The following is a 17,469-nucleotide window of genomic DNA, read 5'->3' as shown; positions in this document are numbered from 1 at the left end:
GGTATCAGTGCCAGGGCAGCTGCCCGCGCCGCTCCCAGTACGCCTGCGGCGCCTCGGCCAGCGTGGCCAGGCGGGTCAGCTGGTCGTCGTCGAGGTCGACGACCGCCGCGTGCAGGTTGGAGGCGAGCTGGTTGGTGGTGGCCGCCCCGGAGAGGACGACTCCGGCCCAGGGCTGCCGCAGGACCACCGCCAGGGCGACGGCGTCGCAGCCCAGCCCGGTCTCCTCGGCGATCTGCTTGAGGACGTCCGGCGCGTGCGGCCCGGCGAGCCGGCCGTTGGCCATGCCCTCCTTGACGATCACGGTGAGCCCGGCGTCGTGGGCCTCGGCGAGGGCGGGCGCGGCGGAGGTCTCCAGCGCGTTGTACGTCGACTGGACGGTACGGAAGAGGGGTTCGCCGTCGACCGTCACGGCGAGGGCGGCACGGATGGCCTCCGCCTGGGCGGGGCCGCTGGTGGAGAAGCCGATGGTGAGTCCCCGGGCGGCGGCTTCCGCGAGCTTCGCGTGCAGTTCCTTGTCGGTGAGGGCCGGGCTCTCCGGCGTCACCGAGTGGATCTGGTAGAGGTCGAGCCGGTCGCCGAGCAGCGCGTCGGTCTCGGCGCGCTGCCGTTCGTAGGCGGCGAGGGTGTGGTCCTTGACCTCGTGCGTCTCGGCGTCGGTGGACCAGTCGGCGGTGTAGGTGTAGCCCCACTTGCTGCCGACGACGATGTCGTCGAGGCCGGGCCTTGTGTTCAGCCAGTCGGCGAGGAACTCTTCCGAGCGGCCGTAGGAGCGGGCGGCGTCGAAGTAGCGGACGCCCTGTGCGTAGGCGGCGTCGAGGAGTTCGTGTGTGCGGGTGCGCAGCGTCTCGACGCTGCGGTCGTCACCGAGGTCTTCGTCCCGGCCGAGGTTGATGTAGCCGGGGCGTCCGACGGCGGCGAGGCCGAGGCCGATGTGGCAGGTGGGGGTTGTCGCATGGGCCAGGCGGGCGAAGGGCATCCGGGGGCTCCGTTCGGTCGGCTGTGGCTTTCGACCAACGTAACCCTCGGGATGACCTTCGCCTCAGAGCTCGGGGCTTGCTGTGTGCTTTGCGGGTGCGGGTCGTGCGTGGTTGCTCGCGCCCACGCGGCGGAGCCGCACATCGATACAGCCCCGCGCCCCTTGGGTACGTTCCCCTCAGCCCTTCTTCTTGGCCAGGGCCCACTCGTGCTGGGCCGCCACGTCCGCCTTGACCTCTGCCAGCTGGATCGCGACCGCGCTCGGGGCCGTGCCGCCCCGGCCGTTGCGGGAGGCCAGGGCGCCCGGGACGTTGAGGACCGAGCGGACCTCGGGGGTGAGGTGGGAGGAGATCTTGGCGAACTGCTCGTCCGTGAGGTCGTTCAGTTCCTTGCCCTCCGCCTCGGCGACCTTCACGCACTCGCCCGCCACCTCGTGGGCGACTCGGAACGGGACGCCCTGCTTGACCAGCCACTCGGCGATGTCCGTGGCGAGGGAGAAGCCGGCCGGGGCCAGTTCCTCCATGCGCTCGCGGTGGACCGTGAGCGTGGCCATCATGCCGGTGAAGGCCGGGAGCAGGATCTCCAGCTGGTCGATGGAGTCAAATACGGGCTCCTTGTCCTCCTGGAGGTCGCGGTTGTACGCGAGCGGGAGGGCCTTGAGCGTGGCCAGCAGGCCCGTCAGGTTGCCGATCAGGCGGCCGGACTTGCCGCGGGCCAGCTCCGCGATGTCCGGGTTCTTCTTCTGCGGCATGATCGACGAACCCGTCGAGAACGCGTCGTGCAGGGTCACGAAGGAGAACTCCTTCGTGTTCCAGAGGATGACCTCCTCGGCGATCCGGGAGAGGTTGACGCCGATCATCGCCGTGATGAACGCGAACTCGGCGACGAAGTCCCGCGACGCCGTGCCGTCGATGGAGTTGCCCGAGCTGCCGTGCTCAAAGCCGAGGTCCTTCGCCACCGCCTCCGGGTCCAGGCCCAGGGAGGAGCCCGCCAGCGCGCCCGAGCCGTAGGGCGACACCGCCGTGCGCGCGTCCCACTGGCGCAGCCGCTCCGCGTCCCGGGACAGCGACTGGACGTGGGCGAGGACGTGGTGCGCGAAGAGCACCGGCTGGGCGTGCTGGAGGTGGGTGCGGCCGGGCATCGCCACGTCCGGGTGGGCCTCGGCGAGCCCGATCAGCGCGTCCTGGAGCTCGGCGATCAGGCCGCCGATGACGCGGGCGTGGTCGCGCAGGTACATGCGGAACAGGGTGGCGACCTGGTCGTTGCGGGAGCGGCCCGCGCGCAGCTTGCCACCGAGGTCGGGGCCGAGCCGCTCCAGCAGGCCGCGCTCCAGGGCGGTGTGCACGTCCTCGTCGGCGATGGTGCCCACGAAGGAGCCGTCGGCGACGTCCGCCTCCAGCCGGTCGAGCCCGGCGATCATCCGGGTCAGCTCGTCCTCGGTGAGCAGGCCCGCCTTGTGGAGCACGCGCGCGTGCGCACGCGAACCGGCGATGTCGTACGGCGCGAGCCGCCAGTCGAAGTGGACGGACGCGGACAGCTTGGCCAGGGCCTCGGCGGGACCGTCGGCGAAACGGCCGCCCCAGAGCCGTACGTCACCGCTGTTGCTGCTCACTTGCGTTGCTCCTAGAGAGGTTTTGGATGTGACGCGGACCTTTATATGCCCACGCCGGGTTCCCGTCCTGCTACGCCCGCTGCTGACGCTGTGCCGCGATCTTCGACGACAAGCTGTAGATGTCGATGAAGCCCTTGGCGGCGGACTGGTCGAAGGTGTCGCCCGTGTCGTAGGTGGCGAGGTCGAAGTCGTACAGCGACTGCTCGGAGCGCCGGCCGGTGACGACCGCGCGGCCGCCGTGGAGGGTCATCCGGATGTCGCCGGTGACGTACTGGTTCGCCTCGTTGACGAAGCCGTCGAGGGCGCGCTTGAGCGGGGAGAACCACAGGCCGTCGTAGACCAGCTCGCTCCAGCGCTGCTCGACGCCCCGCTTGTAGCGGGCGAGTTCACGCTCGACGGTGACGTTCTCCAGCTCCTGGTGGGCGGTGATCAGGGCGATCGCGCCCGGAGCCTCGTACACCTCACGCGACTTGATGCCGACGAGGCGGTCCTCGACCATGTCGATCCGGCCGATGCCCTGGGCACCGGCGCGCTCGTTGAGCTGCTGGACGGCCTGGAGCACGGTGACGGGCCTGCCGTCGACGGCGACGGGGGCGCCCTCCTTGAAGGAGATGACCACCTCGTCGGGCTCACGGGCGACGGCCGGGTTCTGCGTGTACGCGTAGATGTCCTCGATCGGCGCGTTCCAGATGTCCTCGAGGAAGCCGGTCTCGATGGCGCGGCCGAAAACGTTCTGGTCGATGGAGTACGGCGACTTCTTGGAGGTCGCGATCGGCAGGCCCTTGTCCTCGCAGAAGGCGATGGCCTTGTCGCGGGTCATGGCGTAGTCGCGGACCGGGGCGATGCACGTCAGGTCGGGGGCGAGGGCGGCGATGCCCGCCTCGAAGCGGACCTGGTCGTTGCCCTTGCCCGTGCAGCCGTGGGCGACGGTCGTGGCGCCGTGCTTGCGGGCGGCGGCGACGAGGTGCTGGACGATCACCGGCCGGGACAGGGCGGAGACCAGCGGGTAGCGGTCCATGTAGAGGGCGTTGGCCTTGATCGCGGGGAGGCAGTACTCCTCGGCGAACTCGTCCCGGGCGTCGGCCACTTCGGCCTCCACCGCGCCGCACGCGAGGGCGCGTTTGCGGATGACGTCCAGGTCCTCGCCGCCCTGGCCTACGTCCACCGCGACCGCGATGACCTCGGCGCCCGTCTCCTCTGCGATCCAGCCGATGGCGACGGAGGTGTCAAGACCGCCGGAGTAGGCGAGTACGACGCGCTCGGTCACGGGTTCTTCCCCTCATCCTGCGATCACTCATGCTGCGATCACTGACCTGCATGATTATGCAGACCTTCGCATGATTCGTCAATGCATCTGGGCTCCAGGGCCTGTTTCCGGCCATGCCGAGATGACTTTGAAGATCCTTTGAACGCGCGAAACCGCTTACTCGTACCTCTCGCCGAACGCAGGCGCCGCGTTTGACACCGACGACACCCCCGACCCCTAGTGAGGCATCCGCATGTCCAGGGCTCTTCCGAAGTACAACAAGCGTCGCGTCGGCTTCATCGGCGGCGCCGCCGCGGTGGCACTGTCCGGCACGGTGATCGCCGGCTTCGCCCTCGCCGGGGAGACGCCGGACAGCGGCGCGACGAACGCCCGGACGCTGGCGGGTCCCGGCACCATCACGTGCCCGGACGTCACCGGCCAGCTGCCGGACATCCCCGCCTCCGCGCAGGCGGAGGTCGACCGCAATCTCGGCGATCTGGCCACTCAGATCGAGGAGGCCAACAAGCGCCTCGTCGACACCGTCGGCCAGGGCGGGCCCAACTTCGTCCAGAACGCCATCCTCGGCCCGCTGGAGGACAAGCGCGTCGCCGCCCTGAACCGCATCGAGACCGCCATCGGGCGTGCCGCCGAGAAGCCGGAGGGGCTGGAGGCCTTCGCCGCCTGCCAGCTCAACGCCGACGGCGGCGCCGGAGCGGGCGAGGCGGCGGGTGGCGAGGCGGGCGCCGGTGCTGAGGCCGGTGCGGGCGCCGAGGCAGGAGCCGGTGCCGAGTCGGGCGCTGAGGCCGGTGCGGGCGCCGGCGATGACGCGGGTGCCGGCGAGGCGGGCAACGCCGGTGCCGGCACGATCAGCTGCCCGGACGTCGCCTCCCAGCTGCCGGCGGTCCCGGCCTCCGCCAAGGCCGAGGTCGACCGCAACCTGGCGCTGCTGGACACGCAGGTCGCGGAGGCCAACAAGCGCCTCGTCGACACCGTCGGCCAGGGCGGACCGAACTTCGTCCAGAACGCCATCCTCGGCCCGCTTGAGGACAAGCGGATCTCCACCGTCAACCGCATCGCCACGGCCATCGGCCGCACGGCCGAGAAGCCGGCCGGTCTGGACTCCCTGGCCGCCTGCACGCTCACCAAGTGAGGTGACAGGCGCTGTGGCCGCCCCGCGTGAGCGCCGGCCGGGGCGGCCACGGGGCCCGCAATTCCTTGGGCACGCCATTTTTTAGGCAGTCGAAAGACCTGCGCCATAATCGGCGGCATGGGAAAAACTCATGAGCGCATAGAAGGCCGGCTCCGCTCGTTCATCGAGGCGCAGCCGGTCTTCTTCACCGCCACCGCTCCCCTGTCCGCCGACGGCACGGTCAATCTCTCCCCCAAGGGCCTCAAGGGCTCCTTCGTGGTGCTCGACGACCACACCGTCGCCTACCTCGACTTCGCCGGCTCCAACGCCGAGACCATCGCCCATCTGCGGGAGAACGGGCGGATCACCCTGATGTGGTGCGCCTTCCAGGGCCCGCCGAACATCGTCCGGGTGCACGGCCGCGGGGAGCCGGTCTTCCGGGACGATCCCCGTTTCGGGGAGCTGCTCGGCCACTTCCCGGACATCGACCCGGCCCAGCACGGCCTGCGCGCGATCATCGTCGTCACGGCCGAACTCGTCCGCGACACCTGCGGCTACGCCGTGCCCTTCATGGCGTACGAGGCTGAGCGCGACCTGCACGGCAAGCGTTTCGCCCGTGAGGACGACGCCTCGCTCAGCGCCTACTTCACCAAGAAGGAGCACATCGCGACCAGCCTGGACGGACTGCCCGGGCTGCCGTTGCCGCTGCCGCCCTCTACCGTCTGAGGCATGCGCCCCGGTGCCGTCGCCCTCGCCCTCGCCGTCTCCTGTCTCGTCGCGCTCGGCGCCGGGCCGCCCGCTCCCCCGCCCCCGCTGCCGGCCCGGATGGCCGACACGGGCGGCGGCACCCAGCTGATCACCGCGGTGGCCCCGCGGACGGCCTCGACGACGGGCACGGTCACCTGGTGGGACCGCGAGGGCGGGCGGTGGGTGCGGGCGGGTTCGGCGCCCGCGCGCTTCGGAGCGAACGGGCTGGTGGAGGGCGCCTCCCGCACACAGGGCACGAACACGACACCCACGGGGCTGTACGGCCTGCCGTACGCCTTCGGCATCGAGGCGGCGCCGCGCGGGACGGCGTACACCTACCGCCGGGTGCACCGGGACTCCTGGTGGTGCCAGGACAACGACTCCCGCTCCTACAACCGCTGGACCGAGCCCCGCGCGGCCGACTGCCGGGCCTCCGAGTCCGAGCATCTGATCACCTACGGGGAGCGGTACGCGCACGCGCTCGTCATCGGCTTCAACTACGGGCGTCCCGTGCGGGGACGCGGCGCGGGCATCTTCCTCCATGTCAACGGGCGCGGAGCGACGGCCGGTTGCGTGTCCGTGCCGAAGCGCGCCATGCGGACGATCCTGCGCTGGGCCGACCCGGCGCAGCGCCCGCACATCGCCGTCGGGACGGCGAGCGGGACCACCGCCGTCACCCGCTACTAGGGCCTGTATGTCAGACAGGCCCTTGGCGCGTGAGGCCGCCCGGGAACCGGTTCGGGTTACCGCCGGTCACTCCCCTATGCACACGACTCGGGGCACGGCTGAACACTCCCGTGTCCCGGCACGTATCTGTGGGCCAAGGGTCAAGTCCCCACGGAGGAACCGTGACCACCACGCTCGCAGGCGGCCGTGCCGCCCGCCGCCAGACGATGCGCCGCATCCGCCCGCGCCGCTCCCCGGCCGTACCGCTGCTGATCGCCCTGTGGGCGGGTGCGGCGGCCGTGCTGTGGCTGTGGTGGGACAACACGGCGTCGCTCGCGGACACCTCGGCCAAGATCCTGGCCGCGGGCCGGATCACCGGCCTGCTCGCCGGCTACCTCATGGCGCTGGTGGTGCTCCAGATGGCACGGGTGCCCGCGCTGGAGCGGCGGGTGGGCACCGACCGGGTCGCCCGCTGGCACGCGATGACCGGCCGGTACACGCTCTGCTTGGTCCTCGCACACGTCTTCCTCACCATGTGGGGCTACGCCCTCCAGGCCGGCAAGGGGCTCGGCGACGTCGTCCAGCAGACGATCGACTCCGTCAACCAGCTGCCGGACATGGGCAAGGCCGCCATCGGCACGGGTCTACTGTTCGTCATCGGGATCCTCTCGATCGGCGGTGTCCGCCGTCTGATCGGGTACGACACCTGGTACCACGTGCACCTGCTCACCTACGCGGCCGTGTACCTGACGTTCTGGCACCAGATCACGACCGGCAACGAGTTCGCCGTCGAGCCCGCCGCGAAGACCTTCTGGTACGGGCTGTACGGCGCGGTGACGGCGCTCGTCCTCTGGTTCCGGATCCTCACTCCGATCCGGCTGAACCTGCGGCACCGCATGCGGGTCGAGGCGGTCATCGAGGAGACCCCGGGCATCGTGTCCGTGCTGATCGGCGGGCGCAAGCTGCACCGGATGGGCGCGGAGGCGGGCCAGTTCTTCCGCTGGCGGTTCAAGGCGCCCGGCATGCGCTTCAGTTCGCACCCGTACTCGCTGTCGGCGGCGCCCCGCCCCGACATGCTGCGGATCACCGTCAAGGCGATCGGCGACCACACCTCCCGGCTGCGCGAGCTCAAGCCCGGCACCAAGGTGTGGGCGGAGGGCCCGTACGGCGCGATGACCGCGCAGCGCCGCAGCCGCGGCAAGGTGCTGCTGGTCGCGGGCGGTGTCGGCATCACCCCGATGCGGGCCCTGTTCGAGACCCTGCCGGGCGCGTCCGGGGACATCACGCTGCTCTACCGGGCCAACAGCACCCAGGACCTGGCCCTGTGGGGCGAACTCGCCAAGATCGCCGACGAACGCGGGGCACGGCTGATGTACGCGGTCAACAGCCCCGACGGGGAACGCCCCGACATCTCCGCTGAGTCACTCCAGCGGAAGATCCCGGACATCGGCGACCACGACGTCTTCATGTGCGGGCCGCCCGGCTTCGCGCAGTCGGTGTACGAGGCACTGCGCGGCGCGGGAGTCCCCGCACGCCGTATCCATCACGAGTCGTTCGAGATGTGAGCGACGGGACATCAACGGCCCTTCAGGAGCTTGAGAAACGATGAGGAAGTCTCACCCCGTCCGGCGTGCCGTGCTCGCCGGCGCAGCAACCGTCTCCGGGATCGTGCTGCTGCTGTCACTGAAGCCGGCCTCCGACCCGGGCTCCGCCCAGGCCGCGGGCGGTCAGCTGCCGCCCGCGGCCGCCGGGCAGGCCCCGCAGGGCGGCGTGAACGGCGCGGTCACCGGTGACGCGGTGCAGACGCAGTACGGCCCGGTGCAGGTACGCCTGACCATGAACGGCGGCAAGGTCACCCAGGCCGAGGCGGTGCAGGCCCCCAAGGGTGGCCGCAGCGACCAGATCACCGCCAGCTCCGTCCCCCGTCTCAACCAGGCTGCGGTCGCCGCCCAGAGCGCGGACATCGACGCCGTGTCCGGGGCGACGTACACCAGCGCCGGCTACAAGAAGTCCCTCCAGTCCGCCCTGGACAAGGCCAAGGCCTCGGCCGGCGGTGCGCAGGGCTCGGGCAGCGCCCAGAGGCTGACGGGTGATGTGGCGCAGACGCAGTACGGCCCGGTGCAGGTCCGGATCACCGTCGCCGGCGGCAAGATCACCAAGGCCGAAGCCGTCCAGGCCCCCAAGGGCGGACGCAGCGACCAGATCACCGCCAGCTCCGTCCCCCGCCTCAACCAGGCGGCCGTCGCGACGGGGAGCGCGGAGATCGACGCGGTCTCGGGCGCCACCTACACCAGCGCGGGCTACAAGAAGTCCCTCCAGTCCGCCCTGGACAAGGCTCCGGCAGGGGGCGGCTCCTCTCAGGCCGCCGGCTCCGGGGGCGGCTCCTCCCAGGGCGGCGGCTCCGGGGGCGGTCAGGCCCAGACGCAGACCCTCACCGGCAGCGTGGCGCAGACGCAGTACGGCCCGGTCCAGGTCCGGATCACCGTCGCCGGCGGCAAGATCACCAAGGCCGAAGCCGTCCAGGCCCCCAAGGGCGGACGCAGCGACCAGATCACCTCCTCCTCCGTCCCCCGCCTCAACCAGGCGGCCGTCGCGGCCGGGAACGCGCAGATCGACGCCGTCTCCGGAGCCACCTACACCAGCGCGGGCTACAAGCAGTCCCTCCAGTCGGCGCTGGACCAGGCCGGTGGCTGACACGGTGGCCGACTCCGCACAGGCTCCCGCCGCGGTACGTCATGCGGAGGAGACGATGGGGACCGTCTTCTCCTTCGACGTCCGCGGCGGGGAACCCGGCGTCGTGCGCGCGGCGGTGGACGAGGCCGTCGCCGGGCTGCACCGGGTCGACGAGGTGTTCAGCACCTACCGCGAGGACAGCCAGATCTCCCGGCTGCAACGCGGCCGGCTGACGGTCGAGGAGTGCGATCCCGAGGTCGCGGAGGTTCTGGAACTGGCGGCCGAGGCGGAGCGGCTGAGCGACGGCTGGTTCAGCACGTCGTACGGGGGCCGGCTGGATCCGACCGGCATCGTGAAGGGCTGGGCGGTCGAGCGGGCGGCGCGGCGGCTGGTGGCGGTGCCCGGGGTGAGCGGGGTGAGCGTCAACGGCGGCGGTGATGTGCAGTTGCTCGGGGTGCCGGGGGCGCAGCGGCCGTGGCGGGTCGGGATCTCGGATCCCCTGCGGCCGGGGGGTCTCGCGGCGGTGATCTCCGCGGCGGGGGTGGATGAACTGGCCGTGGCCACGTCCGGGACCGCGGAGCGGGGGGCGCACATCGTCGACCCACGGACCGGGCGTTCGGCCGTGACCGACCTGGTCGCCGTGACGGTGGTGGGGCCCCGGCTGACGTGGGCGGACTGCTGGGCCACGGCGGCGTTCGCGATGGGGTCGCGGGAGGGGCTGGCTTGGCTGGAGTCGCTGCCGGGGGTTGAGGCGCTGTTGATTACGGCGGGCGATGAGGTGCGCTGTACCGGGGGGTTGGCTGCACGGCTGGGGTGAGCGGGCTGAGGGCGGGGCGTTGCGCAGCCCGGCGCTGCGGGGTGCCGCTGCGCCCACCCGTGCCGCCCTTAGCGGCACGAATGCCCGCAGCTATGTAGGGGCGCGGGGAACTGCGCGAACGGCCACACACACCCCGCGCACACCGCCCGCAGACACCCCCACGGCGCTCAATGCCCGTTCTGCGCCAGCCTCAGCAAATGGTCGGCCAGCGCCTGCCCCCCGTCAGGATTCCGGCTGATCAACAGCAACGTGTCGTCACCGGCGATCGTCCCCAGAATGTCGTGCAGCTCGGCCTGGTCAATGGCCGAGGCCAGGAACTGCGCGGCCCCCGGAGGAGTCCGCAGGACCACGAGGTTCGCCGAAGCCTCCGCGGAGATCAGCAGCTCCTGCGAGAGCCGCCGCATCCGCTCCTCCTTCGCCGACCCGCCCAGCGGAGCGCGCGGCGTGCGGAAACCGCCCTCGCTCGGCACCGCGTAGATCAGGTCGCCGTCGGCGTTGCGGATCTTCACCGCGTTCAGCTCGTCCAGGTCCCGGGAGAGCGTCGCCTGCGTGACGCTCAGCCCGTCGTCGGCGAGCAGCTTCGCGAGCTGGCTCTGCGACCGCACGGGCTGCCGGTTGAGGATGTCCACGATCCGGCGGTGACGTGCGGTGCGGGTCTGCGGCACGGCGGGCCCGTTCGCCCCCGGCTGCTCGTGGTCCTGCGCCTGGCTCATCGTCGTCTCATTCCCCGGATCGTCCGTCCCCGTCGGCTGCGCTTGCGTCGAGGACGCCGGGCAGTGCCCGGAGGAAGGCGTCCACCTCGTCGTCACCGATGTTCAGCGGCGGCATGAGCCGTACGACGTCGGGGGCGGGCGCGTTCACCAGGAGGCCGGCGTCCTGAGCCGCCTGCTGCACCTGGGGCGCGAGCGGCTCGGTGAGCACGATACCCAGGAGGAGACCCGCGCCCCTGACGAAATCGATCAACTCGTGACCGAGGCCCTCGATCCCCTCCCGCAACTTCTCGCTCTGCCGCTTGACGTTCTGCAGCAACCCCTCGTTCTCGATGGTGTCGAGGACGGCGAGCCCGGCGGCGCAGGCGACGGGATTGCCGCCGAAGGTCGTGCCGTGGTGGCCGGGCTGGAGCAGTTCGGCGGCGCGTCCGAAGGCGACGGTCGCGCCGAGGGGCAGTCCGCCGCCGAGGCCCTTGGCGAGGGTGACGACGTCGGGCAGCACGCCCTCGTGGGCCTGGTACTCGAACCAGTGGCCGGTCCGGCCGACGCCGGTCTGCACCTCGTCGAGGACGAGCAGCGCGCCGGTGGCGGCGGTGATGGCCCGGGCGGCCTTGAGGTAGCCGGCGGGCGGGACCACGACCCCGTTCTCGCCCTGGACCGGCTCGATGACGACGAGGGCCGTCTCGTCCGTCACCGCGGCGGCCAGCGCCTGCGCGTCGCCGTACGGGACGTGGGTGACGTCGCCCGGCATGGGCAGGAAGGGTTCCCGCTTGCCGGGCTGGCCGGTGAGCGCGAGGGCGCCCATGGTGCGGCCGTGGAAGCCGCCCTGGGTCGCGACCATGTGGGTCCGCCCGGTGAGCCGGCCGATCTTGAAGGCGCCCTCGTTGGCCTCGGCGCCGGAGTTGCAGAAGTAGACCTTGCCGTCGCGGCCGAAGAGCTGGATCAGCCGTTCGGCGAGCGCGACCGGCGGCTCGGCGACGAACAGGTTGGAGACATGGCCGAGGGAGGCGATCTGCCGGCTCACTGCCTCGACGACGGCCGGGTGGGCGTGGCCGAGCGCGTTGACCGCGATGCCGCCGACGAAGTCCAGGTACTGCTTGCCGTCGGCGTCCCACAGCTTGGTGCCCTCGCCGCGGACGAGCGGGAGCCTCGGGGTGCCGTAGTTGTTCATGAGCGCGTTCTGCCACCGCGCGGTCAGTTCCTGATTGCCCGCGACGTTGTTCACGACTCCCCCTGCCCGCCCGGTCCCTCGGGCTTCTCGTCGGCCACGACCATCGTGCCGATCCCCTCGTCGGTGAAGATCTCCAGCAGGATCGAGTGCTGGACCCGGCCGTCGATGACCCGGGCGGTGGTGACGCCGCCCCGTACGGCGTGCAGGCAGCCCTCCATCTTCGGCACCATGCCGGAGGAGAGGTCCGGCAGCAGCCGCTCCAGCTCGGAGGCGGTGAGGCGGCTGATCACCTCGTCGCTGTTCGGCCAGTCCTCGTAGAGTCCCTCGACGTCCGTGAGGACCATGAGGGTTTCGGCGCCCAGTGCAGCAGCGAGTGCCGCAGCCGCCGTATCAGCATTGACGTTGTAGACATGTCCGTCGTCCTGGGAGCGGGCGATCGAGGAGACGACCGGGATGCGGCCGTCGGCGAGCAGGGCCTCGATCGCGCCGGTGTCGATCGCGGTGATCTCGCCGACCCGGCCGATGTCGACCAGTTCGCCGTCGATCTCGGGCTGGTGCTTGGTGGCGGTGATGGTGTGCGCGTCCTCGCCGGTGAGGCCGACGGCGAGCGGGCCGTGCTGGTTGAGCAGCCCGACCAGCTCGCGCTGCACCTGACCGGCCAGCACCATCCGTACGACGTCCATGGCGTCCTCGGTGGTCACCCTGAGGCCCGCCTTGAACTCGCTGACGATGCCGTGCTGGTCCAGGGCGGCGCTGATCTGCGGGCCGCCGCCGTGCACGACCACGGGCTTGAGGCCGGCGTGGTGCAGGAACACCACGTCCTGGGCGAAGGCAGCCTTCAGGTCCTCGTCGATCATGGCGTTGCCGCCGAACTTGATGACGACCGTCTTGCCGTTGTGCCGGACCAGCCAGGGCAGCGCCTCGATGAGGATCTGGGCCTTGGGGAGCGCGGTGTGTTTCCGCGTCGGGCTGCTCATGACGAGTACGCGCTGTTCTCGTGGACGTAGTCCGCGGTGAGGTCGTTGGTCCAGATGGTGGCGGTCTCGGACCCGGCGGCGAGGTCGGCGACGATGTGCACCTCGCGGAAGCGCATGTCGACCTTGTCGCGGTCCTCGCCGACACCGCCGTTCTTGCACACCCAGACGCCGTTGATGGCGACGTTGAGCCGGTCGGGCTCGAAGGCCGCGCTCGTCGTGCCGATCGCCGACAGCACCCGGCCCCAGTTGGGGTCCTCGCCGTGGATCGCGCACTTGAGGAGGTTGTTGCGGGCGATGGAGCGGCCCACCTCGACGGCGTCGTCCTCGGTCGCGGCGTTGATCACCTCGACCTTGATGTCCTTGCTGGCGCCCTCGGCGTCCCGGATGAGCTGCTGCCCGAGGTCGTCGCAGACCTGCCGGACGGCCTCGGCGAACTCCTCGTACGCCGGGGTGACGTCGGCCGCGCCGGAGGCGAGCAGCAGCACGGTGTCGTTGGTGGACATGCAACCGTCGGAGTCGACCCGGTCGAAGGTCGTCCGGGTGGCCGCCCGCAGCGCCTTGTCGAGTACGTCGTCGTCCAGGTCGGCGTCGGTGGTGAGGACGACGAGCATGGTGGCGAGGCCGGGGGCGAGCATGCCCGCGCCCTTGGCCATGCCGCCCACGGTCCAGCCGTCCTTGGTGACGACGGACGTCTTGTGGACGGTGTCGGTGGTCTTGATGGCGATGGCGGCCTTCTCACCGCCGTGCTCACTCAGCGACTCGGCTGCCTTCTCCACGCCCGGCAGCAGCTTGTCCATCGGCAGGAGGATGCCGATCAGGCCGGTCGAGCAGACGGCGACCTCGATGGCGCCCCGCCCGAGGACCTCGGCGACCTTCTCGGCCGTCGCGTGCGCGTCCTGGAAGCCCTTCGGGCCCGTGCAGGCGTTGGCGCCGCCGGAGTTGAGGACGACGGCGGAGACCTGGCCGCTCTTCATGACCTGCTCGGACCACAGCACCGGGGCGGCCTTCACGCGGTTGGAGGTGAAGACGCCGGCGGCGGCGCGGCGGGGCCCGGTGTTGACCACGAGGGCCAGGTCGGGGTTGCCGTTTTCCTTGATCCCGGCGGCGATGCCCGCCGCCGTGAATCCCTTCGCTGCCGTCACACTCACGGCGCAACTCCGATCGTCGTCAGTCCGGTGGTCTCGTCGAGCCCCAAGGCGATGTTCATGCTCTGGACGGCACCGCCGGCGGTGCCCTTGGTGAGGTTGTCGATGGCGCTGATCACGATGATCCGTCCGGCGGCCGTGTCGTGCGCGACCTGCACCTGAACGGCGTTCGAACCGTAGACGGACGCCGTGGCGGGCCACTGGCCCTCGGGCAGCAGGTGCACGAAGGGCTCGTCGGCGAACGCCTTCTCGTAGGCCGCGCGCAGGGACTCCGCGGTGACCCCGTCCTTCGCCTTCGCGCTGCACGTGGCGAGGATGCCGCGGGGCATCGGCGCGAGGGTCGGTGTGAAGGAGACGGAGACCGGCTCACCGGCGGCCGCGCTGAGGTTCTGGGTGATCTCTGGGGTGTGCCGGTGCCCGCCGCCGACGCCGTACGGGGACATCGAGCCCATGACCTCGCTGCCCAGCAGGTGCGGCTTGGGTGCCTTGCCCGCGCCGGAGGTGCCGGACGCGGCGACGATCACGGCCTCGGCCTCGGCGAGCCCGGCGGCGTACGCCGGGAAGAGCGCCAGCGACACGGCCGTGGGGTAGCAGCCGGGCACCGCGACGCGCTTGGACCCCTCCAGCGCGGCGCGGGCGCCCGGCAGTTCGGGAAGGCCGTAGGGCCAGGTTCCGGCGTGCGACGAGCCGTAGAAGCGCTCCCAGGCGGTGGCGTCCGTCAGCCGGAAGTCGGCGCCCATGTCGATCACCAGCACGTCCGGCCCGAGCTTCTCGGCGACGGCGGCGGACTGCCCGTGGGGCAGCGCGAGGAACACGACGTCGTGGCCGTCGAGCACCTCCGGCGTGGTCTCCTGGAGTACTCGGCCGGCCAGGGGCAGCAGGTGCGGCTGGAGCGCACCGAGCGTCTGCCCCGCGTTGGAGTTGCCGGTCAGGGCGCCGATCTCGACCTCGGGGTGCGCCAGGAGCAGACGCAGCAGTTCCCCGCCCGCGTATCCACTCGCTCCGGCCACTGCCGCACGTACCGCCATGGAACCTCCTCCTAGAGGGCATGACTATACGTTTCTCTGCAGTTTTATGCAATCGCCCGCTCGGCTCGGGAACGGCTGCCTACGGCGTGCCCGGAAGCCGGACCGTGACGAGGAGGCCGCCGGCGGGCCGGGGGGTGAGGTGGAGGGTGCCGGCGTGGGCGCGGACGACGCTGTCCACGATGGCCAGGCCGAGGCCGGCACCGGCGTGCTCGTCGGTGCGTGCGCGTTCCGTTCCGCGCTGGAAGGGCTCGGTGAGGGTCGGTACCAGGTCCGGCGGGAGCCGGCCGCCCGTGTTCTCGACCCGCAGCACGCTCGTGCCGCCGCGCGCCTCGGTGTGGACCGTCACGGTGCCACCGGCGGGGAGGTTGTGGACGAGGGCGTTCTGGACGAGGTTCGTCACCATCCGCAGCAGGAGTTCCGCCGAGCCGACGGCCCGGGCCGCCCCGCCGGTGACGTCGAGCGTGATCCCGCGCTGTTCGGCGAGGGGGAGCAGGGTTTCGGCGGCCTCTTCCGCGATGAGGGAGAGGTCGACGCTCTCGCGGGTGAAGGTGCCGCGGTCGCTGCGGCTGAGCAGCAGGAGGGCCTCGGTGAGGCCGATCGCGCGCGTGTTGACGGCGTGCAGGCGTTCGATGAGTTCGTCTCGGTCCCGCGTGGGGTCCTTGCGGGCGACGTCGAGCAGCGTCTGCGAGATCGCCAGCGGGGTGCGCAGTTCGTGGGAGGCGTTCGCGGCGAACCTCTGCTGCTCGGCGACGTGCGACTCGAGTTGTTCGAGCATGGTGTCGAAGGTGTCGGCGAGTTCGCGGAATTCGTCCCGGCGGCCCTCCATGCGGACGCGGTGGGACAGCGATCCGGTCCCGGCCAGCCGTGCCGCGGCCGTGATCCGGTCGAGCGGTGCGAGCATCCGGCCGGCGAGGATCCATCCCCCGACGAGGCCGAACACGAGCAGGAAGGCCAGTGCCACGGCCGCGGCGCGACCGAAGATGCGCGAGAGGAGGTACCGGTTGGGTGAGATGCCGAGCAGACCCTGGGAGTTGTCGGGTACGTAGCGCAGCAGGAACACCCACACCACGGCCAGCAGGACAGCGCCGGTGACGAGGACGAGTCCGGCATAGCTGAGGGTGAGTTTCAGGCGAGCGCTGAGCCCTGGGCGTCTACTCATCGCCACGGTGTCCGGCGTCGATGCGGTAGCCGACACCCGGCACCGTGGCGATGATCCCTGGCTCGCCGAGCCGTTTGCGCAGTGCGGAGACGGTGATGCGCACGGCGTTGGTGAGGGGGTCGGCGTTCTCGTCCCAGGCCCGTTCCAGCAGCTCTTCGGCGCTGACGACACCGCCCTCGGCGGCGACGAGGACTTCCAGCACGGCGAACTGCTTGCGGGTGAGCGGGACGTAGCGTCCGTCGCGGAAGACCTCCCGGCGGAAGGGGTCCAGCCGCAGGCCCGCGATCTCGCGGACCGGGGGCCGGGCGTGGGCGCGCCGGCGGTCGAGCGCCCTCAGCCGCAGGACGAGCTCCCGCAGCTCGAACGGTTTGGTGAGGTAGTCGTCGGCGCCGAGCTCGAACCCGGAAGCCTTGTCGTCGATCCGGTCGGCGGCGGTGAGCATGAGGATCGGGATGCCGCTGCCGGAGGCGACGATGCGCCGGGCGACCTCGTCGCCGGAGGGGCCGGGGATGTCGCGGTCGAGGACCGCGAGGTCGTAGGAGTGGACGCTGAGCAGTTCCAGGGCGGTCTCGCCGTCGCCGGCGATGTCGGCGGCGATCGCCTCCAGCCGCAGACCGTCCCGGACGGCTTCGGCCAGGTAGGGCTCGTCCTCCACGATCAGTACGCGCATGCCCGAAGCCTAGGCAGCACGGCATATCGCGGACGTATGCGACGACGTGTGCCACCAGCGGCGCGACGCCAGCGCGGCCAGCACGGCGCCGGCGGTGTTGACCAGGACGTCGTCGACGGAGGAGACCCGGTCCAGCCGCAGCACGTACTGGGCGGTTTCGACCAGGACCGAGCAGCCCGCCGCGAGCGCCAGGATCCGCGGCAGGGACGCAAGCGCCGCGAACCGCATCGGGGCGAAGCAGCCCAGCGACGCGAAGACGAGCAGGTTCCCGGCGATCCCGAGCGGCCCCATCGTGGCCAGGTCCCGCAGCGGCACCAGGCTCAGCCGGCCGGGGACGACGCCGGCACCGGCGCCCGGCATCATGGTCAGCCACAGGAACGGCACCGTCCCGTGGACCATGCCCACCTCGGCCAGCGACGTCCGCCAGGCCGGCGTGACGCCCGCGGCGCGCCGACGGCACGCCAGGGCCCACACCACCAGCGCGGCGAGCGGCAGCGCGACCAAGGTCATGAGCACCACGCCGTTGAACGTGTCGAAGCAGCCGTGCCACCGCCCGGCCATGCACACCGGAGCGGACATCATGAGCGGCCGCCGCACGACGAACACGGCGCTCGCCAGGCCGAGGACGGCCAGAGCGAGGAGCACGATCCCGCGCGCACGGCGAGGCGGTGCTGACAGGGAGGTGTGGGAGTTCATGCCCTCCAGGAGAGGCGAAGGGCCGTTGCGACGGCGTATGCGATTTTC

Annotated in this window: 17 protein-coding genes; 6 read left to right on the top strand and 11 right to left on the bottom strand. The window is 71.3% G+C overall.

All coding sequences use genetic code 11. The features are described from left to right. Positions 1–4: 4 nt before the first annotated feature. The 3 genes from ABZ192_RS18960 to ABZ192_RS18950 all read right to left on the bottom strand — a co-directional run bounded on the left by ABZ192_RS18960 (position 5) and on the right by ABZ192_RS18950 (position 3,854). Positions 5–976 carry an aldo/keto reductase gene (locus tag ABZ192_RS18960; RefSeq protein ID WP_356925604.1) on the bottom strand — a complete coding sequence of 324 codons (972 nt, stop codon included), beginning with the start codon at positions 974–976 and terminating at the stop codon, positions 5–7. 177 nt (positions 977–1,153) lie between these two features. Further along, on the bottom strand, positions 1,154–2,587 hold the full coding sequence (gene argH / locus ABZ192_RS18955; protein ID WP_356925603.1) for an argininosuccinate lyase: 1,434 nt from the start codon (positions 2,585–2,587) through the stop codon (positions 1,154–1,156). 70 nt (positions 2,588–2,657) lie between these two features. Further along, positions 2,658–3,854: an argininosuccinate synthase gene (locus tag ABZ192_RS18950; RefSeq protein WP_356925602.1), complete on the bottom strand. Its 1,197-nt coding sequence runs from the start codon at positions 3,852–3,854 to the stop codon at positions 2,658–2,660. Between the two features lie 232 nt (positions 3,855–4,086). Here ABZ192_RS18950 and ABZ192_RS18945 point away from each other — a divergent pair, with 232 nt between their 5' ends. From ABZ192_RS18945 to ABZ192_RS18920, 6 genes are all read left to right on the top strand, one after another. Beyond that, positions 4,087–4,983 carry a hypothetical protein gene (locus ABZ192_RS18945; protein WP_356925601.1) on the top strand — a complete coding sequence of 299 codons (897 nt, stop codon included), beginning with the start codon at positions 4,087–4,089 and terminating at the stop codon, positions 4,981–4,983. 117 nt (positions 4,984–5,100) lie between these two features. Further along, positions 5,101–5,688 (top strand): pyridoxamine 5'-phosphate oxidase family protein, encoded by a 588-nt coding sequence (locus tag ABZ192_RS18940; protein WP_020272320.1) that lies wholly within the window; start codon positions 5,101–5,103, stop codon positions 5,686–5,688. Between the two features lie 3 nt (positions 5,689–5,691). After that, the gene (locus tag ABZ192_RS18935) at positions 5,692–6,396 is read left to right on the top strand and encodes a L,D-transpeptidase family protein (protein WP_356925600.1); all 705 of its coding nucleotides are present in this window, start codon (positions 5,692–5,694) and stop codon (positions 6,394–6,396) included. Positions 6,397–6,557: 161 nt separating this feature from the next. Further along, the gene (locus ABZ192_RS18930; protein WP_356925599.1) at positions 6,558–7,940 is read left to right on the top strand and encodes a ferredoxin reductase family protein; all 1,383 of its coding nucleotides are present in this window, start codon (positions 6,558–6,560) and stop codon (positions 7,938–7,940) included. A gap of 40 nt (positions 7,941–7,980) precedes the next feature. Next, the gene (locus tag ABZ192_RS18925) at positions 7,981–9,069 is read left to right on the top strand and encodes an FMN-binding protein (RefSeq protein WP_356925598.1); all 1,089 of its coding nucleotides are present in this window, start codon (positions 7,981–7,983) and stop codon (positions 9,067–9,069) included. Continuing rightward, complete coding sequence (locus ABZ192_RS18920; protein WP_356925597.1) at positions 9,062–9,865, top strand: FAD:protein FMN transferase; 804 nt, start codon at positions 9,062–9,064, stop codon at positions 9,863–9,865. Before ABZ192_RS18925 ends, ABZ192_RS18920 begins: the two co-directional genes overlap by 8 nt. A gap of 167 nt (positions 9,866–10,032) precedes the next feature. Here the strand turns inward: ABZ192_RS18920 and ABZ192_RS18915 are convergent, their stop codons facing one another. From ABZ192_RS18915 to ABZ192_RS18880, 8 genes are all read right to left on the bottom strand, one after another. Continuing rightward, positions 10,033–10,578 carry an arginine repressor gene (locus tag ABZ192_RS18915; protein ID WP_086561825.1) on the bottom strand — a complete coding sequence of 182 codons (546 nt, stop codon included), beginning with the start codon at positions 10,576–10,578 and terminating at the stop codon, positions 10,033–10,035. Positions 10,579–10,585: 7 nt separating this feature from the next. After that, positions 10,586–11,800: an acetylornithine transaminase gene (locus tag ABZ192_RS18910; RefSeq protein ID WP_356925596.1), complete on the bottom strand. Its 1,215-nt coding sequence runs from the start codon at positions 11,798–11,800 to the stop codon at positions 10,586–10,588. Continuing rightward, positions 11,797–12,723 (bottom strand): acetylglutamate kinase, encoded by a 927-nt coding sequence (argB, locus tag ABZ192_RS18905; RefSeq protein ID WP_356925595.1) that lies wholly within the window; start codon positions 12,721–12,723, stop codon positions 11,797–11,799. Before argB ends, ABZ192_RS18910 begins: the two co-directional genes overlap by 4 nt. Beyond that, a complete protein-coding gene (argJ, locus tag ABZ192_RS18900) occupies positions 12,720–13,871 on the bottom strand; it encodes a bifunctional glutamate N-acetyltransferase/amino-acid acetyltransferase ArgJ (RefSeq protein ID WP_356925594.1) in 1,152 nt (383 codons plus the stop codon). Before argJ ends, argB begins: the two co-directional genes overlap by 4 nt. Then, positions 13,868–14,896, bottom strand: coding sequence for an N-acetyl-gamma-glutamyl-phosphate reductase (argC, locus tag ABZ192_RS18895; protein ID WP_356925593.1), 1,029 nt, complete (start codon positions 14,894–14,896; stop codon positions 13,868–13,870). The genes argJ and argC overlap by 4 nt, the downstream gene beginning before the upstream one ends. A 79-nt stretch (positions 14,897–14,975) precedes the next feature. Further along, complete coding sequence (locus tag ABZ192_RS18890; protein ID WP_356925592.1) at positions 14,976–16,055, bottom strand: HAMP domain-containing sensor histidine kinase; 1,080 nt, start codon at positions 16,053–16,055, stop codon at positions 14,976–14,978. Continuing rightward, positions 16,048–16,725, bottom strand: coding sequence for a response regulator transcription factor (locus tag ABZ192_RS18885; RefSeq protein ID WP_356925591.1), 678 nt, complete (start codon positions 16,723–16,725; stop codon positions 16,048–16,050). Before ABZ192_RS18885 ends, ABZ192_RS18890 begins: the two co-directional genes overlap by 8 nt. Before the next feature lie 9 nt (positions 16,726–16,734). Next, positions 16,735–17,421: a VanZ family protein gene (locus tag ABZ192_RS18880; RefSeq protein WP_356925590.1), complete on the bottom strand. Its 687-nt coding sequence runs from the start codon at positions 17,419–17,421 to the stop codon at positions 16,735–16,737. Positions 17,422–17,469: the final 48 nt, after the last annotated feature.

Source organism: Streptomyces sp. NPDC006235 (assembly GCF_040613735.1).
Taxonomy (GTDB): domain Bacteria; phylum Actinomycetota; class Actinomycetes; order Streptomycetales; family Streptomycetaceae; genus Streptomyces.
The sequence above is the reverse complement of the archived record's forward strand: the minus strand, read 5'-3'. Positions and strand labels throughout refer to the sequence as shown.